The following is a 15,400-nucleotide window of genomic DNA, read 5'->3' on the forward strand; positions in this document are numbered from 1 at the left end:
GGACGACCGGCGTCGATCCGGGTGCAGCGGGTACCCGCGGGCGTGCCCGACTTCGCCGCGTCGCCACGACGCCACCCGTTCGACCTCGACCCGCGCTTCGGCGCGGCGCTGCTGCCGTTCGGGGTGTGCGACCCCACGGACGCCCACGTCGACCTCGACGACGACGGCCTGCGGGTCCGTTTCGGCCACTTCTCGCTGGTCACGCCGGTCCGCAACCTCGCGGGCGCCCAGGTCACCGGCCCGTTCCGGGCGGCCAAGGCCCTCGGGGCTCGGCTGTCGCTCGCCGACCGGGGCGTGACCTTCGGCAGCGCCACCGAGCGCGGGGCGTGCATCCGGTTCCACCGCCCCGTCCCGGCGCTCGACCCCCTCGGTGCGCTGCGCCACCCCGGGGTCACCGTGACCGTCGCCGAGCCGGAACGGCTGGTCGACGCGGTGGAGCACTACGCCGGGCGGACCCGGCTCACCACCGCGCGGCGCTCGGAGCCGACCCCCCAGCCGGGCCCGGTGGCCCGCGCCGGGGCCGTGCTCCGCTACCCCGCGGGCCTCGCACTCACCGCCACCCGCTACCTGCGACGCCTCCCGCACGTCGACCGCGCCGAGGACACCGGCGACGCCTCCGATCTCCCGCCGGCGCTGCCGGAGGAGTTCGTCGACGCGCACCTCAAGACCGTCGGCGAGGGCTCGGGTCCCCTGCTGCACCGGGTGTTCACCGTCGACGTCCGGGACAGCGGCCTCGACGCCGCCGCGCTGATGGACCGGGTGTGCGCCGACCTCGACCGTGCCGCACCGTCGGAGGTGGTGACCTTCCGCAAGAAGCGCGGGCGGCTCGGCGAGGTCGCGGTCGGTGACGAGTACGTCGTGCACATGCCGGCGCCGTGGAACGGGCCGGTCCGGGTGGTGCACCGCGACGCGACCTCGTTCCGGTTCGCGACGCTGGCCGGGCACCTGGAGGCCGGGCAGATCGAGTTCTCCGCCCACGACACCGGTCGGGACGTCGCGTTCCGGATCGAGACGTGGTCGCGGCCCGGGGACCGGCCCTCGGCGCTGGTGTTCGACGTGCTGCGTGTCGGCAAGGAGATCCAGCTGCACATGTGGACCCACTTCTGCCTGCGCGCGGGGGACCTGTCGGGCGGCCGGGTCACCGACGGGGTGCGGGTGCGGACGCGGCGTGCCTCCTGGCCCCCGCGGGTGGGCGGCGGGACCGGCGTGCGGGCCGGGGAGGGGACGACGGGATGACACGCCGGCTGGCCGGCGACGATGCGCGACGGCCGCGTGTCCGCCGGGGTCACCCGGCACGCTGACGGCGTGAGCGAACCCCTGCGCGCCGGGGCGCACGAACGTCTGCGCACCGCCCGGCTCGACACCGCCCTCGCCGCCGTCGGCGACCTGACCCCGCGCTGGGACGAGGTCGAGGAGGCCACCCAGCCGCGGGTGCTGTCCCGGCACGTGGCCGGGGTCGTCGAGCAGGCGCTGGCCGACCGGGATCCGGAGCAGCGGGTCGCGCTGGTCAACCGGCTGCTCGCCCAGGTCGAGCGCGAGGAACAGCTCTCCGCCGACCTGCAGCAGCTCATCGCGCTCACCCGCGAGATCGCACCCGGGGTGCACGAGGTCCGGCGCCCCCTGACCCCGCTGTCGGACGCGGCGCTGTTCACCAACGCCGCCGGCGAACCGACGCTGCACACCGCGCTGCAGTCCGAGCTGTCCAGCGCCGACCGGGTCGACCTGCTGTGCGCGTTCATCCGCTGGCACGGCATCCGGCTGCTGGAGACCGAGCTCGACGTCCTGCACGAGCGTGGCGTCCCGTTCCGGGTCATCACCACCACCTACATGGGCGCCACCGAGCAGCGGGCGGTCGACGAGCTCGTCCGGCGGCACGGCGCCGAGATGAGGGTCAGCTACGCGAGCGCGACCACCCGGCTGCACGCGAAGGCGTGGCTGTTCCGCCGGGAGTCCGGCTTCGACACCGCGTTCGTCGGGAGCTCGAACCTGTCGCGGTCCGCGCTGGTCGACGGTCTGGAGTGGAACGTCCGGCTGTCCTCGGTGGCCACGCCGGAGCTGATCCGCAAGTTCACCTCGACGTTCGACTCCTACTGGGCTGCGCCCGACTTCGTCTCCTACGACCCGGACCTGCCCGCCGACTCGCAGCGTCTCGCCGACGCCCTGGGCCGTCACCAGGACGACACCACCCCGTTGTCCGGGCTGGAGGTCCGCCCGTTCCCGCACCAGGAGCAGATCCTCGAAGCCCTCGCGACCGAGCGCGAGGTGCACGACCGGCACCGCAACCTCGTCATCGCCGCGACCGGGACCGGCAAGACCGTCGTCGCGGCGCTGGACTACGCGCGGCTGCGCCACGCGCACCCGAGGCTGCTGTTCGTCGCGCACCGCAAGGAGATCCTCGACCAGTCCCGGCGCACCTACCGCACCGTGCTCGCCGACGGCGCCTTCGGCGAGACCTACGTCGGTGGGGACCGCCCGCAGCGCTGGAACCACGTGTTCGCCTCGGTGCAGTCACTGGCGTCCTACGGGGTGGAGAACATCCCGCCCGACCACTTCGACGTCGTCGTGATCGACGAGTTCCACCACGCGGCCTCGCCCACCTACCGCGCGTTGCTCGACCACCTGCGGCCCGCCGAGTTCCTGGGTCTGACCGCGACCCCCGAGCGCTCCGACGGCGTCGACGTCCGTGACCTGTTCTTCGAGGGGCGTACCGCCGCCGAACTGCGCCTGTGGGATGCGTTGTCGGCGGACCTGCTGGTGCCCTTCCACTACTTCGGGGTCGCCGACGACGTCGACCTCACCGGGATCGAGTGGAAGCGCGGCAGCTACGACACCGTCTCCCTCGACGGCCTCTACACCGGTAACGACGCCCGCGCCGCCAAGGTCGTCCGCGAGACCCGTGCCAAGGTCACCGACGTGACCGCGATGCGGGCGCTCGGGTTCTGCGTCTCGGTCGCGCACGCCGAGTACATGGCGCGGGTGTTCGCCGCGGCCGGCATCCCCAGCGAGGCGGTCACCGGGCAGACGGCCCGCGACGACCGTGACGGCGCCCTGCGGCGGCTGCGGGACCGTCGGGTGAACTGCCTGTTCGCCGTCGACGTGTTCAACGAGGGGCTCGACGTGCCGCAGGTCGACACCGTCCTGCTGCTGCGCCCCACCCAGAGCGCGACCGTGTTCCTCCAGCAGCTCGGCCGCGGGCTGCGACGCGCTCCGGACAAGGCGGTGCTCACCGTCCTGGACTTCATCGGCCAGCACCGCCGCGAGTTCCGCTTCGACCTGCGCTTCCGGGCTCTGACCGGCAGCAGCCGGGCCGGGGTCGTCCGCGACGTCGAGGAGGGCTTCCCGTTCCTGCCGTCGGGCTCGGCGATGGTGCTGGACCCGGTCGCCCGCGACATCGTGCTGGACAACGTGCGCAGCCGGCTACGCCTGTCCCGCAGGGACCTCATCGCCGACGTCCGTTCGCACGGCGAGTCGGCCCTGGCCCGCTACCTGCACGAGTCCGGCGGCGAGCTGGCCGACGTCTACCGCGGCAAGGGTTCCTGGACGGCGCTCCGCCGGGACGCGGGCCTGGCCGTCCCGGCCACCGGACCGGACGAGACCGCGCTGCTCCGGCGGCTCGCCATGCTGACCCACGTCGACGACCCCGAGCGGGCCGCCGTCTACGCCCGCGTCGCCGACCCGGCCGGTCCGGGCTACGCCGAGCTGACCGCGCGCGAGCAGCGGCTGGCCCGGATGCTGTTCTTCCAGCTCTGGCCCGACCGCGGCGGGTTCGACAGCTACCAGGCCGGGGTCGACCATCTGCGCCGCCACCCCGCGGTCTGCGCCGAGATCCGCGAGCTGACCGCGTACACGCTCGACCAGGCCCGGCACCTGCCGCGCTCGCTGGGCGAGGGGCTGCAGAACGTGCCGCTGCAGAGCCACGCGCACTACCGGCGCGAGGAGATCCTGGCCGCCCTGGACTGGGCCTCCTTCGACCGCAAGGCATCCGGGCATGCGACCGGCGTGGTCTGGGCCGACGTCCCGCGGGTCGACGCGCTGCTGGTCAACCTGCAGAAGACCGAGCGGGACTTCTCCCCCACCACGATGTACCGGGACTTCGCGCTGCAGCCCGACCTGTTCCACTGGGAGTCGCAGAACGCGGCCTCCCCGGAGACGGGGACGGGCCGGCGCTACCTGACCCACGCCGAGCAGGGCAGCCACGTGGTGCTGTTCGTCCGGGACTCCCCCGGCGACGACATCGGCCCGGGCGCGCCGTTCCTGTGCCTCGGCGCCTGCCGGTACGTCTCCCACCAGGGCAGCAAGCCGATCGCGATCACCTGGAAGCTGCGCCGCGCGATGCCGGGCGAGACGTTCCGGGCGGCGAGCGTCGTGGCGTCCTGACCCGGAGCGGGCAACGTGCCGGAGGCGGGATCGCCGGCCGGGGACAGATCCGTCCGGACACTCGCCCTCCGGTTCAGCCTCCCCCACTCGACGCGGCGGCCGCGTTCTGCTGCTCCCACACCGAGAGCACGACCGCGACGACGAACAGCTGCGCCGGCAGGCTCAGACCCGGCAAGGTCGCTTCGGCCCCGCCGCGCCACCAGCTCGACTTCCGGATCGTCCCGGCGGTCCGGTCGCCCTCGACGAGGTGCTGCTCGGAGCTCCACACCGAGGCCCGGCGGAAGCGGTAGGACCGGCCGTCGGCGGTGACGGTCCAGTGCTTGCGACCAGCCCGCTCCGCCGTGGCGACGACGGTCCCCGCGGAGTCGGTCATCGTGTAGGTCCTGCCCCAGACGGTCGATCCGATCCGGTACTCGCGGCCCTCGACCTGGATCTGCCCGCCGGAGCGCCACCAGTGCGAGCTGAAGGTGCTGACCGGCGTGCCGTCCAGTGTGAACTCGTAGTCGCGGCGCCATACGCTCGTCCGCTCGGCACGCAGCATGGGGTGATCGAACCATCCGAGTCCTCGGCACACCGCGCAGGCCGGGTGGGCGGGGACTCGGCCGGGCGGCGAGCTGATCATTGCCCGCCGCTTAGCGTCCCCTTAGGCCGAACGGCCGAATGCTGCCGCCGTGCTCACCACAGATCATGACAAGCGGACGACCCGGATCTTCGCGGCGGTACCGCTGCTGCTGGCCGCGGCGGCGGGCGCCCTGGACGGGGCCTCGTTCACGGCGTTCCACGACGTGGTCGTCAGCGCCATGACCGGCAGCTTCGTCGCGCTCGGCCGGGGGCTGGGGTCGGTCGCGGCGCTCGCCCCCGCGGCCTGGGCACTGGGCGGCTACGTGCTGGGCCTGGTCGCCGGCACCGTGACGGCGGGTCTGGCCGAGCGGAGGCTTCCGGCCCGGGGCGCCGTCGGTGTCACGCTCGGCCTGGAGCTCGCGGTCCTGTCCGCGTTCGGCCTCGCGTGGCTGCTCGGCGGGCCGGGACACGCCTTCCCCGTCGAGCCGATGATCGGGACGGCGACGCTGGCGATGGGGCTGCAGGGGGCGGCGCTGCGCCGGATCGGTCCGGCCGGCACTCCCACCAACTACTTCACCGGGGTCGTCACCAACTGGGTGTCGGGCATGGTCGACCCGGCCGGGCGCAGCTGGAACCCCGGCGCCGGAGCCCGCATCGCGGTCTTCGTGCTCGCCGTCGCCGCGACGGGCTCGCTGCACCGGGTCCTCCCGGCCGGAGTGGTCGCCGTGCCGGTGGCCCTGGTCGCCGCCGCGACGGTGCTCGCCCTGGCCTCGGCGCGCTCCCGGCGCGCCGTCGGGCTGCGCCCGGCCGGCCACACCGCGGCCCGGACCCGGTCGATGGTGGTGACTCCGACCAGGGCGTGAGCCGCGGACGGTGACGGATTCGTCCCCGTCGGGCAGTCTGACCGGCGTGGCCGCAACGACGCGTCCACGCCGAGGACCGGGGGTCACATGACGACCGAACGGGAACGTTTCCTGCCCACCGGGCAGGGCGAACAGGCCCCCAACGCCGGCCGGGTGCTGGCGCTGCTGTTCGCCGCCAACACGTTCAACTTCTACGACCGGGCCGTCCCGGCGATCGTCGCCGAGCCCGTCAAGCTCGAGTTCGGGCTCTCCGACCTGCAGATCGGCGTCCTGGCCGCCGCGTTCACCGTCGTCTACGCCCTGTGCGGGCTCCCCCTCGGGCGCCTCGCCGACCACCGCTCGCGGGCCCGGATCATGGGGTGGGGCATCGTCGCGTGGAGCCTGCTGACGGCCGCGAGCGGCGCGGCCTGGAACTACGTCTCGCTGCTGCTGATGCGGGTCGGCGTCGGTATCGGCGAGGCCAGCTACGCGCCCGCCGCGAACTCCACGATCGCCGACCTCTACCCGGCGGGGAAGCGGGCGCGGGCGTTCGGGCTGTTCCAGCTCGGGCTGCCGGTCGGGCTCGTGCTCGCCTACTTCTCGGTCGGTGCGATCGCCGAGGCGTTCGGGACGTGGCGGGCCCCGTTCGTGCTGGCCGCGATCCCCGGGCTGCTCATCGCGGCCGGGTTCTTCCTGGTGCGCGAGCCCCGCCGCGGGGCGTCCGAACCGGCGTCGACGACCACGGTCGAGGCGACACCGGCACCGGTCGACCGGCCGTTCCGGCGGATCCTGGCCGTCCCGACGATGTGGTTCCTGATCGTCGCCGGGATCGGCGCGAACCTCGCCGCCTACTCGGTCAACACGTTCACCGTGCCGCTGTTCCAGCGCTACTTCGGTGCGTCCCTGACCGGGGCGGCGGTGCTGACCGGCGTCGTCGTCGGCGTGACGGGGCTGGCCGGGCTGCTCGTCGGCGGCTGGGTGTCGGACCGGGCCGCCCGCCGCTCGACGGGTGCGCGGGTGCTGGTCGGCGCGGTGGCGACGCTGGTGTCGGTCCCGCTGACCTGGTTCGCGCTGTCCGTGGGGCCGGAGGCGACGGGCACGTTCGTCGTGCTGTTCGGCGCCGGCTGGCTGCTGCAGTACCTGTACTACACCTCGGCCTACCCTGCCGTCGCCGACGTCGTCGGGCCGCGGCTGCGGTCGACGGCGACGGCGGTGTTCTTCGCCGCGTTCTACCTGCTGGGCGGCGCGGTCGGGCCGGTGATCGCCGGTGCCCTGTCGGACGCGTTCGCCGCGGACGCCCTCGCCGCGGGCGCGAGCCCGGCCGACGCGGCGGCGAACGGGCTGCGGCAGGCCCTCGCCGTGATCGTGCCGCTGTCGATGGCGATCGCGTCGGCGGGGCTGTTCCTCGCCGCCCGCACGGTGCGCCGGGACAACGAGCGGATGACCGCGGCCGCCGGCTGACCCGGGCTCTCAGCCGGGCAGCCGGGTCCAGTCCCGGTCGTCGACGTCGGTGCCGAACGCGTCGAGCGTCACCGTCGTCGAGTCCTGGCGCTGCTCCGGCAGCCGGATCCGGCGCACGTGGGCGCCGTCGAGCCACACCTCGCCCGGCTCGCCGTCGCCGGTGGTGACGGTCAGGCGTCGCCACCGCTCGCCGCGGTCGGCGACGACGCCGTGGTCGTGGGCCTCGGTGACGTCGGCGAGCCGGTCGAACGCCGCCAGCGGGGTGACGATCCGGCCGGGATCGGTGAGGCCCAGCCGGTCGAGCCTGCGGCCGGGCCGCCCGCTCCAGACCCGGTCCTCGATCTGCACGAACGCGATGTGGTCGTGGCCGACCATGGCGCGGCGCCGGGGGAGGTCGAGGACTCCGCTGGTGACGACCTGCCGCGGCACCCGGCGCAGGACGGCCCGCGCCAAGGCCGGGAGCGGGCGCAGGCGCCGCGGGAGCGCCTCGCCCACGGCGCGGGTCCCGGACATGTCCATCAGCAGGGTGGCACGGGCGGTGCCGGCCGCGACGGTGCGGCCGACGGCGTCGCGCAGGCGGACCATGGCCGGGCTCTCGGTGGTGGTCATCGTGGGGCCTTTCGCCGGTGGCTCGGGGACGGACACCTGCGAGCCTGCCCGTCGGCGCGGCCCGGCGAATCGGTCCGGAGGACGATCCGGGTCTCCACCGCAGGGAGGAGGCCGGGTCAGCCGGCGTCGAGCGCGCCGGTCAGCCGGGCCAGTACAGGAGCGGCGGCGGCCAGGGCGGCGCGTTCGGCGGGGGCGAGGCGGTCGAGCGCCGCACCGAGCAGGGCCTCGGCCGCCGCGTCGTAGCGTTCCAGCGCCCCGGCCGCCCGCGCGGAGACGGTGACGACCACCGTCCGCTGGTTCGCCCCCGCCCGCCGCTCGACGAACCCGGCGGCGGTCAGCGTGCGCAGCAGGTTGCTCACCGTGGACCGTGCCAGACGCAGCGCCGCCGCCAGCTCGCTCGGCGCGAGCGGTCCTTCCGCCGCCAGCGTGCGGAGCAGCTCGATCTGGGCCTCGGACAGGTCCGGCAGATCGGCGGCGATGCGGGTGCGGCGCAGCAGGGTCCGGCGCAGCGGGCCGAGCTCGCGGCCGATCAGCGCGGCGGTCGTCGTCACCGGGGCAGTGTCGCACGACGCATTGCCCACAAAATAGTTTTGAGGCAGTACTATCGTCATGGACGAAGAGGATCTGACCGCCCTCGTCGGGCACCGGTTCATCTACACCTACGACACCGGCTGGCAGTACGAGATGTACGTCAAGAACGACCACACCATCGACTACCGGATCCACAGCGGTCACGTCGGCGGGCGTTGGGTGCGCGACCAGGAGGTGGACCTGGTCCGGCTCGACGAAGGCGTCTACAAGCTGTCCTGGAACGAGCCGACCGGCACCTCGGTCGTGGTCTGCGTGATGCCGGCCCGGCGGCGTCTGCACGGCACCATCTTCTTCCCGCGCTGGGTCGCCGACGACGGCACGGAGACCGTCTGCTTCCAGAACGACCACCTCGACCGCATGCGGGAGCTGCGCGACGCGGGGCCGACCCACCCGATCGAGACGATCCCCGAGTTCGCGAAGATCACCCTGTTCGAGTTCGTCGGCGTCGACGACGAGACCGTGGTCGCCGTCGGCCCCGACGAGCTGCCCCCCGGCTTCGCCGCGCGCACCGATCCCGGATCCGACCGGGTACACGCGTGAACCCGCTGCTGGTGCGGGCCGCGATCGGGCTGCTCCGGCACGCGCCCGGTGGGCCACGGTCGCGGGTCGCGCCCGCCGGGACCCGCACGCTGAGCGCGCCCACCCGGCACGGTGCGGCTCCGGTGACGGTGTACCCCGGCGGGGACGGGAGCCCGGTGCACGTCAACCTGCACGGCGGCGGCTACGTTCTGCCGGGCCGTCACCAGGACCAGGAATGGTGCCGGACACTCGCCGCGACCGGAGTGACCGTGCTCGACGTCGAGTACGTCCTCGCTCCCGAGCATCCGTTCCCGGCTGCGGTCGAGCAGACGCTCGACGTCCTGGCCTGGGCCGCGGCCCCGGAGACGGCGCACGGCGGCGACGGAGGCCGCCTGTCGGTCGGCGGACAGAGCGCGGGCGGCGGTCTGGCCGCCGCGGCCGCACGCCACGTCCTCGCCACGGGCCGCGGACCCCGGATCGCACTGCAGGTGCTGCACTACCCGCCACTCGACCTCGCCAGCGAGCCCGGGACGAAGCGGGCGCGGACCGCGAAGCCCCTCATCGGACCGCGGATCTCCCGGCTGTTCAACGCCGCCTACCTCCCGGCGCCGGAGGCCGCGCGCAACCCGCTGGCCTCCCCGGCCGCTCCCGGCGACGACGCCGACCTCACCGGAATCACGCCGGCCGTCGTCGTCACCGCCGAGCTGGACACGCTGCGCGACGAGGCCGTCCGGTACGCGAACCGTCTCCGGGCGGCCGGTGCGCTGGTCGAACACATCGACGTCCCCGGCGCCGACCACGCCTACGACCTGCGCGGTGGCCCTCCGGGCGTCGTGGCGGACGTCCGGGCCCGGCTGGCAGCGCACATTCGGGGGGCGCACCAGGGCGCCTAGGCTCGTCCCATGGCGGAGGACGCGGTCCTGTTCCGGGACGTGGTGGCCGACCTCATCGGCGGACGGGCGAACCGGGACACCGCGGTGGCCCGGTTCGCCGCGCCGTTCCGGGCCCGGCGGGACGACCCGGAAGACCGTCTGGAGGAACTGGCCTGGACCGGGTTCGGCGAGGTCGCCGCCGCGGCCCGCACCGTCGCCGTCCACGACGCCCTCGTCGCGCTGCTCACCGGAGTCCGTGATCTCGGCCCCCTGACCGGTGCCGACGACGCCGTGCGCACCGTGTGGACCCGACGACTGTTCACCGACCTGCCGTGCCTGGGGCCGCAGCTGCGCGAGTCCCTGGACGTGTACCCGGACGACTGCCCGGCGCTGTTCGCCTTCGCCCGACGGTTGACCCGGGCCGGGCTCGGCGACTTCTCCGCATGGGAGTCGTGGGAGCGGAATCGCTCCTGACCCGGCCGTCCGGCGCGCCGGGACGTGCATCGGGGCGGCCGACCGTGTACTGACTGAACCTGCCGTTCCGCCGCCGCGTCGAGGAGGACCCCGTGGAGTTCGACATGCTGGTCGAGGTGCCGAAGGGCAGCCGCAACAAGTACGAGGTGGACCACGAGTCCGGGCGCATCCGGCTCGACCGGACGCTGTTCACCGCCACGCAGTACCCGGGCGACTACGGCTTCGTCGAGGACACCCTCGGGGAGGACGGCGACCCGCTCGACGCCCTGCTCGTCACCACCGGCGAGCCGTTGTTCCCCGGCGTTCTCGTGCTCGTGCGCACCATCGGCATGTTCCGGATGACCGACGAGGCGGGCGGCGACGACAAGCTGCTCTGCGTCCCGGCCCACGACCCCCGCCTGGAGAACCTGCGCGACATCCACCACCTGCCCGAGTTCCACCGCCGGGAGATCCAGCACTTCTTCGAGATCTACAAGGACCTGGAGCCGGGCAAGAGCGTCGAGGGCGCCGACTGGGCGAACCGGGCCGCGGCCGAGGCCGAGCTGGAGGCGTCGCGGAAGCGGTTCCGGGAGACGCCGCACTGAGCACCGCCGTCAGCGGCGTCCGTTGCAGGACACCGCGGAGTAGTCGCCGTCGGCCGACTCCTCGGAGATCACGGCGCCGTCGACGAGGATCCGGCAGGAGAGCTCGCCGGACCCGCCTGCGGCGGTGACCGAGTAGTCGGTGGGCTCGCCGGCGGCCGGGGCGGTGCGCTCCCACGGCAGGTCCGCGCCGGAGACCTGGGCGACCGAGGTGCCGCGGCCGAACGTGATCGTGACCCCCGAGCCGGACCCGGTGACCTCGTAGGTGATCTGGGCCTCCGCGGGTGCCGCGGGTGCCGCGGACACCTCGGTGGCCGGGACGACGCCGGGCTGGCCGCCACCGGTCGACGCACCGAACGCGACCGAACCCTCGCGCCACGCGGCCGGGGTCTCGTCCTCGGTGCCACCGAACACGGCGAGCCCGATCGGCACGGCCGCGGCAGCCGCCGCGGCGACCCCGACGACCCACGGCCATCGGCGGCGACGGGCGCCCTCCTGCACGGCGCGGCGGCGTCCGCGGCGCGGCGGGTCCTCGACGTCGTCGGGCCCGGGGGCCGGGTCGGGTTCCGCTCCGTCCCCGTCGGGATCGAGGTCGAGGTCGCGCGGGTCGTACCCGAGGTCGTGCGGATCCATCGGCCGGGGCCGGCCGTCGCGGGGGTCGGGGCCCGGTCCGGCCTCCGGGCCGCCCCACGGGGCGGGGGCGTCGCCGGGACCGGCGACCGCGAACCCGTCCACGCCGTAGGGCCCGGCGTCGCGCTCCTCGGCCCGACGCCGTCCGCCGTGCCGGGGACGCCCGCCGTGGTCGTACCCGGGCGGCGACGCGACCGCCGGCGGCCGGCGCACCGGGAACGGCCGAGGCGGAGTCGTCACGCTCGGGCGCGGCTCGCCGGCATACGGGCTCTCGGGGTACGGATCGGCCGAGGGCGCGTCCGGTCCGGGAGCCTCCGGTGCGCGACGACGCCCGCGCCGGGAGCCGTGGTCGGTCCGGTCCGCTCCTGGCCGGGCCAGATCGTCACGCTCCGTCATCGACCGGGGACGTCCGCGGGGCGCGACCGGCCGGGGCTCGGGCTCCCGGGCGGACGGGAAGACGATCCCGGCGACGAGGTCCTCGGGCGAGAGGTCCCGAGCCGCCGCCTCGACGACGTCGTCGGACCGGTCCATCACCTCGACCGATCGGCGTCGTCCACGTCGGGTCACCGGGGACGACTGGTCCCCGAGCACCCAGCGACCCGAGTCCGGGTCCCATCTCGGTCCTGGCACGACGCCCCCCTTTGGTAGCCGTGCCGATTCAACGATTCGGACGCGCGCCGGTTACGGAGCGCGGTCACGGTCACAGAGCGGGGGTCCCGTTCGGCCGCTCCGTCGCCCCGTTCGGACGCGCCGGGACCCGCACGCTGACACCGGGCCCGGTCCGGACGAGAGTGGGCACCATGTCGATCGACCCGCAGTTCCTCCTGGGCCGCCGTACCACCGCCGACCTCGCCGACGACCTCGGCGACGCCGTCCGCTCCTGCGACGTCCAGTTCCGCTCCTTCGGCGCACACTCCCGTTTCGCCGGTCCCGTGCGGACCGTGCGGTGCGAGAACGACAACGCCCTGCTCCGCGCCACGCTCGACGGCCCCGGTGACGGAGCCGTCCTGGTCGTCGACGGCGGCGGCTCGACCCACTGCGCGCTCATCGGCGATGTCATCGCGGGCCTGGCGGTGGCGAACGGCTGGGCCGGGATCGTCGTCAACGGGGTCGTCCGCGACACCGTGGCGCTCGCCGCGCTCCCCCTCGGCCTCAAGGCGCTGGGCACGAATCCCCGCAAGAGCAGCAAGACCGGGGCCGGGGAGGTCGACGGCACCGTGACGCTCGGCGGGGTCGACTTCACCCCGGGCGAGATCCTCTACTCCGACGAGGACGGGATCGTCGTCGTCGCGCGGTGAGGTGCCGACTGTTCCGGCATCGGCCGCCGACATCATCAGAGTTGATGAGACTTCGCAGCCTCGTGCGGAATCAGGCTCGGCGCCCGCCAAGATCGGCATCGCGACGTCCTCCGGGCGCCGCATCGGGCGCGGCGGTGAGGCGAATGCAGTGACGATGCATCCTCGGGAACGAGCATGGTGGTCGGAGGACATTCCTGAGCGGGAGACGGTCCCCTTCTTCCCCTGTCTCGCGCATTTCCGCACCCCCGGGAACCAGCGCGGTTGGTTCGTGGTGGCGGATCCGACGCTCGGTCTCGGCGTACGGTCCGACGGAACGGCCTCTCTTCCCCCGTATCGGACGGGCGTCACGGAACGGGCCGCGGTGGCTCTCGGATGGATCGCACTGATCGGTGTCGTCCTGGTGATGATCACAGGGACGGGACCGGGTCCCTTCCTCTTCGGCGTGGTCGTCCTCCTGATCGCGGTGCCGTTGCTGATGCGCCCCAGCATTCGCGGAATCCACCGGATCGCCGACCAGCGCGCCCTCGCACGAACCAGACGGCTACGTGAGCCGCGGTCGTATGTCGTGACACCCGACGACGCCGCGGCGTGGCGGCTGTGCATCCTCGCCGGAAAGATCGCTGTGACCGCGCCGTGGCAGGACCGGACGATCGACATCGCTCGACAGCTGCCTGTCCTGCTCTGGTCGGGCGCCGGACGCTGCCTCACAGTGGATCGGCGGCGTCGCGATGCCGAGGCCGCACTGGAGCACGAGGCGCTGCAGGACATCGCCAGAACGACGCTGGCCGATGTCGCGGACGAGGCGCGGCGACTCGACGCAGTCGAAGGCCACCTGACCGAGATCCTCGGCGCATCAAGACGGCTGACGCAGCACCGGGAGCGGATGGCTGCGGAGGACGCGATCGAGAGGAGCCGCCGGGCGGAGGAACGACGGTTGCGGCAGAAGCTGCTCCACGACGCCCCGACCGGCCTCGACCCGGGAGCAGACGACGAGGTGGACCGCATCGCCGGTCTCTCCGCCGAGGTCACCGCGGTGGCGAATCTCCTCACCGCTTCCGAGATCGCTCTGCGCCGTACCTCCACTCGCGACTGACGTGTTCTGCTCAGGTGCCGACGCGCCGAGCCGTGACCTGTGCCCGTGACCACCGCTGGGCTACCGCCGGAAGGTCCCGTCCGATCTACTACGCGCATGGTGAGGCGGGACGTCCTCGATGCGCACCGGGCCCGTATCCGCGGAGACAACCCGTGGCAGCAACGGGCACGCCTGCATCAGGCACTGTGGCGGGAGGAGCAGTCGCTCCCGATCGGCCGACACGATGGGGAAGAGCTCGGCTCCCGCCTGCACACCTCCGTCGCCGATCCACCGGAGCTGCACAACTTCCTCTCGCCGCAGGCCCGGGAACAGGTGCAACAAGCTGTGGCGGACGCACCCCGCACCGGCGCACTACTGTCCCGGCCACGGCTGTGGGTCGACCTGCTCTCGAGCCAACCGTTGTGCTTCAACTTGTTCGGCCCCCTGGCATCGGATCCGACACTGGCGACCGCGACGCTGCGCCTGATCTGGCCCGACATCCGCAGAGTCCGCGACATTCGCTTCGAGTGGTCGCCCGGCCGCGGCAACCCCGCCTACACGGCGAACCGGTCCGCATTTGACGTCTTCGTCGAGTACGACGGCGACCGGGGCCGCAGCTTCCTCGGCATCGAGGTCAAGTACCACGAGGACCTCGCCGGGACGCCGGCGTCGGACAAGGACGGCTTCTACCGCACGATCGCGGGACGCACCGCCGTGTTCGACGAAGCGTCGTACCCCAGTCTGTCGACACTCCCCCTCCAACAGATCTGGCTGGACCACCTGCTCGCGCTCCGGATGCTCGACGAGCCGGAGGATCGCTGGGACGCGGGCACCTTCGTGCTCCTGTACCCGGTTGGCAACGAACGCTGTGCCACCGCAGCCCGTGCCTATCGGCAGTGCTTGACCGACGGCCGGACCTTCGAGGCCCACACCCTCGACGCGCTCGTGCAGGCGGCCTCGCTCGCGACGACGGACTCGTGGCCGCGCGACGTGTACCGCCGGTACCTGGACCCCGACCTGGTGAACACGGCATCGACGGCATCACGCGATCCCGTTGATCGGCCGGCACGCCCGGCTGATCCCGGACCACGTCCATCCGGCCGATCTGGGCCCGGGTGATCATGAGCGGCACGGGTACGGCGGGTGCGTGGGCTCTCGGCGGGGACCTCCGTTCGACCGGTGGTCCCCGCTACACCCTGCCGACGGCTACCGTCGACCCATGAGCGCCAAGTCCGACTCCCGGCTTGCCGAGTTCCTGCGCCGGGTGGAGGCGAGCGGCGACGACGCCGCTCCGGCCGCCGTCGTCTTCGGGACGGGCGAGGTCTCCGAGGTGCAGGAGTCGATCGCGCTGCAGTTCGCCGCGACCGTCCGGGAGCTCGGCCACGTGGAGCCCGCCGGCGGGCCGGACGGCGACCTGCGACGGGTGCGGCTCACCCCCGCGGGCCGGGACTGGCTCGCGGAGTACGACCGGACGGCTCCGACGCTGCACCCCCGCTTCTCCTCCTAGGGGTGC

16 protein-coding genes are annotated in these 15,400 nt (G+C 73.7%); 12 read left to right on the forward strand and 4 right to left on the reverse strand.

Annotated features, from left to right (window positions below):
• Positions 1-21 precede the first annotated feature (21 nt).
• Positions 22-1,236, forward strand: coding sequence for a DUF1990 family protein (locus ND486_RS29895; RefSeq protein WP_251786529.1), 1,215 nt, complete (start codon positions 22-24; stop codon positions 1,234-1,236).
• A 69-nt stretch (positions 1,237-1,305) separates the two neighbouring features.
• The gene (locus tag ND486_RS22805) at positions 1,306-4,377 is read left to right on the forward strand and encodes a DEAD/DEAH box helicase (RefSeq protein ID WP_251786530.1); all 3,072 of its coding nucleotides are present in this window, start codon (positions 1,306-1,308) and stop codon (positions 4,375-4,377) included.
• 73 nt (positions 4,378-4,450) lie between these two features.
• Here the strand turns inward: ND486_RS22805 and ND486_RS22810 are convergent, their stop codons facing one another.
• Positions 4,451-4,918, reverse strand: a complete 468-nt coding sequence (locus ND486_RS22810; RefSeq protein ID WP_251786531.1) for a hypothetical protein — start codon at positions 4,916-4,918, stop codon at positions 4,451-4,453.
• A 130-nt stretch (positions 4,919-5,048) separates the two neighbouring features.
• Between ND486_RS22810 and ND486_RS22815 the strand changes: the two genes are divergently transcribed.
• Together ND486_RS22815 and ND486_RS22820 are read left to right on the forward strand one after the other, a co-directional pair.
• A complete protein-coding gene (locus ND486_RS22815) occupies positions 5,049-5,801 on the forward strand; it encodes a DUF1275 family protein (protein ID WP_251786532.1) in 753 nt (250 codons plus the stop codon).
• An 87-nt stretch (positions 5,802-5,888) separates the two neighbouring features.
• Positions 5,889-7,241 (forward strand): MFS transporter, encoded by a 1,353-nt coding sequence (locus ND486_RS22820; RefSeq protein WP_073577259.1) that lies wholly within the window; start codon positions 5,889-5,891, stop codon positions 7,239-7,241.
• A gap of 9 nt (positions 7,242-7,250) precedes the next feature.
• On the opposite strand, the gene ND486_RS22825 is transcribed toward ND486_RS22820, so the two are convergent.
• On the reverse strand, positions 7,251-7,850 hold the full coding sequence (locus ND486_RS22825) for a hypothetical protein (protein WP_251786533.1): 600 nt from the start codon (positions 7,848-7,850) through the stop codon (positions 7,251-7,253).
• Between the two features lie 116 nt (positions 7,851-7,966).
• Positions 7,967-8,401 (reverse strand): MarR family transcriptional regulator, encoded by a 435-nt coding sequence (locus ND486_RS22830; protein WP_062396533.1) that lies wholly within the window; start codon positions 8,399-8,401, stop codon positions 7,967-7,969.
• 58 nt (positions 8,402-8,459) lie between these two features.
• Here ND486_RS22830 and ND486_RS22835 point away from each other — a divergent pair, with 58 nt between their 5' ends.
• The 4 genes from ND486_RS22835 to ND486_RS22850 all read left to right on the forward strand — a co-directional run bounded on the left by ND486_RS22835 (position 8,460) and on the right by ND486_RS22850 (position 10,890).
• A complete protein-coding gene (locus ND486_RS22835; protein WP_251786534.1) occupies positions 8,460-8,981 on the forward strand; it encodes a phenolic acid decarboxylase in 522 nt (173 codons plus the stop codon).
• Entirely contained in the window at positions 8,978-9,853 is an 876-nt protein-coding gene (locus tag ND486_RS22840; RefSeq protein WP_251786535.1) for an alpha/beta hydrolase fold domain-containing protein, read from the forward strand. Before ND486_RS22835 ends, ND486_RS22840 begins: the two co-directional genes overlap by 4 nt.
• A gap of 9 nt (positions 9,854-9,862) precedes the next feature.
• A complete protein-coding gene (locus ND486_RS22845; protein ID WP_251786536.1) occupies positions 9,863-10,306 on the forward strand; it encodes a hypothetical protein in 444 nt (147 codons plus the stop codon).
• A 92-nt stretch (positions 10,307-10,398) separates the two neighbouring features.
• The gene (locus tag ND486_RS22850; RefSeq protein ID WP_062396543.1) at positions 10,399-10,890 is read left to right on the forward strand and encodes an inorganic diphosphatase; all 492 of its coding nucleotides are present in this window, start codon (positions 10,399-10,401) and stop codon (positions 10,888-10,890) included.
• A gap of 9 nt (positions 10,891-10,899) precedes the next feature.
• Here the strand turns inward: ND486_RS22850 and ND486_RS22855 are convergent, their stop codons facing one another.
• On the reverse strand, positions 10,900-11,757 hold the full coding sequence (locus ND486_RS22855; protein WP_251786537.1) for an MmpS family transport accessory protein: 858 nt from the start codon (positions 11,755-11,757) through the stop codon (positions 10,900-10,902).
• A 560-nt stretch (positions 11,758-12,317) separates the two neighbouring features.
• Between ND486_RS22855 and rraA the strand changes: the two genes are divergently transcribed.
• The 4 genes from rraA to ND486_RS22875 all read left to right on the forward strand — a co-directional run bounded on the left by rraA (position 12,318) and on the right by ND486_RS22875 (position 15,394).
• Positions 12,318-12,815 carry a ribonuclease E activity regulator RraA gene (gene rraA, locus ND486_RS22860; protein ID WP_251786538.1) on the forward strand — a complete coding sequence of 166 codons (498 nt, stop codon included), beginning with the start codon at positions 12,318-12,320 and terminating at the stop codon, positions 12,813-12,815.
• 1 nt (position 12,816) lies between these two features.
• Positions 12,817-13,908, forward strand: a complete 1,092-nt coding sequence (locus ND486_RS22865) for a hypothetical protein (RefSeq protein ID WP_251786539.1) — start codon at positions 12,817-12,819, stop codon at positions 13,906-13,908.
• A 96-nt stretch (positions 13,909-14,004) separates the two neighbouring features.
• On the forward strand, positions 14,005-15,006 hold the full coding sequence (locus ND486_RS22870) for a hypothetical protein (RefSeq protein WP_251786540.1): 1,002 nt from the start codon (positions 14,005-14,007) through the stop codon (positions 15,004-15,006).
• A gap of 100 nt (positions 15,007-15,106) precedes the next feature.
• Positions 15,107-15,394 carry a hypothetical protein gene (locus ND486_RS22875; RefSeq protein ID WP_251786541.1) on the forward strand — a complete coding sequence of 96 codons (288 nt, stop codon included), beginning with the start codon at positions 15,107-15,109 and terminating at the stop codon, positions 15,392-15,394.
• Positions 15,395-15,400: the final 6 nt, after the last annotated feature.

The sequence above is a fragment of the Pseudonocardia sp. DR1-2 genome, from assembly GCF_023717215.1.
In the GTDB taxonomy this organism is placed as follows: domain Bacteria; phylum Actinomycetota; class Actinomycetes; order Mycobacteriales; family Pseudonocardiaceae; genus Pseudonocardia; species Pseudonocardia alni.